This window comes from Microcella alkalica (assembly GCF_014595885.1).
In the GTDB taxonomy this organism is placed as follows: Bacteria; Actinomycetota; Actinomycetes; order Actinomycetales; family Microbacteriaceae; genus Microcella; species Microcella alkaliphila_B.
Genome location: NZ_JABUKC010000013.1, coordinates 1 through 1,515, shown reverse-complemented (window position 1 = coordinate 1,515; position 1,515 = coordinate 1). Strand labels below are relative to the sequence as shown.

Sequence of the window (1,515 nt, the reverse complement as noted above, 5' to 3'; positions counted from 1 at the left end):
CCCTGTGCGTCAGGATGGGGTGAGACACCAGCACTGCTGACCTTCGCACTGCACGGGGCGAGAACGGACCAATACTGAGATGACGATGACGGTTGCTGACGTCGGCACCGATGATGGGGCTATGGCTCCTCGTGCTGACCGGCCCAAGAGGCGGACGTTCACCGCCGAGTTCAAAGCGGCGATCCTGGCCGAGTACGACGCCGCGGACCGCTCTGGGCGTGGGGAGATCCTGCGCCGGGAGGGCCTGTACACCTCCCACATCATCGAGTGGCGCAAGGCCGCGGCCGCCGGCTCGCTGTCCGGGCTGGGCAGCAAGCCGCGGGACCGGCGCGAGCGGGAGCTGCAGGCGCTACGGGCCCGGGCGGAGAAGGCCGAGGCCGAGCTGGCCAAGACCAGGGCGGCGCTGGACCTGATGGGAAAAGCACACGCGCTCTTGGAGACGCTCTCCGAGAGCGCGGACAAGCCGCCGCGGTCGCCGCGGTGATCAACCCGGCCGTCGACGGGCTGGCCGAGCACGTCGGCACCGCGGCTGCGTGCGCGCTGCTGGGTCGCTCCCGCGCCAGTCACTACCGGGCCAAGAACCCGCCACCGCCACGTCCACGGACACCGCGGCCGGCACCGGCGAACAAGCTGTCCGCCGCCGAGCGGGCCCACGTGCTGGCCGTGTTGACCAGCCAGCGGTTCGCGGACAAGTCGGTCGCCCAGGTCTGGGCCACGCTGCTGGACGAGGGCACCTACCTGTGCTCGATGTCCACGATGCACCGGATCCTGCGCGAGCACGACATGGCCGGGGAACGGCGCCGGCAGGCGAGCCACCCGCCCCGGACCCGGCCCGAGCTCGTCGCGACGGCGCCGGGGCAGGTGTGGAGTTGGGACATCACAAAGCTCAAGGGGCCGGAGCGGGGCGTGTACTACGACCTGTACGTCGTGCTCGACATCTTCTCCAGGTTCGTCGTGGGCTGGACCATCGCGGCCCGCGAGGACGCCGAGATCGCCAAGAACCTGCTCGAGCACGCCATGGGCATCCATGGCGTGCCGGAGGCGATCCACGCCGACCGCGGGACCTCGATGACCTCCAAACCGGTCGCTCAGCTGCTCGTCGACCTCGGGGTGGCCAGGTCGCACTCCCGCCCGCACGTGTCGAACGACAACCCTTACAGCGAGGCGGCGTTCAAGACGCTGAAGTACGCCCCGGTCTTCCCCGAGCGCTTCGGGTCCCTGGCCGACGCCGGCGCGTTCGCCGAGCAGTTCTTCGCCTACTACAACCACGAGCACCGCCACTGCGGGATCGGGCTGCACACCCCCGCCAGCGTCCACTTCGGCACCGCCGGGCAGGTCCGCGCCCAGCGCCAGGCCACCCTGGACGCGGCCTACGCCGCCCGTCCCGAGCGCTTCGGCCACCGCCGACCCCAGGCGCCCAAGCTGCCCGAGGCCGCCTGGATCAACCAGCCCTCACAGGAGGCCCTCATACAGACCGCCTGACGGAATCTGTCTCACCCGCCTTGACACTTTCCG

Annotated in this window: 1 protein-coding gene; it reads left to right on the top strand. The window is 70.6% G+C overall.

The genetic code is table 11. The features are described 5' to 3' along the window. Window positions 1-85 precede the first annotated feature (85 nt). Window positions 86-1,482, top strand: a protein-coding gene (locus ID804_RS12100; RefSeq protein WP_370428832.1) for an IS3 family transposase whose coding sequence is annotated in 2 segments (ribosomal slippage) — window positions 86-422 and window positions 422-1,482 — 1,398 coding nt in all. Because the reading frame shifts where the segments join, the coding sequence is not laid out codon by codon here. Window positions 1,483-1,515 lie beyond the last annotated feature (33 nt).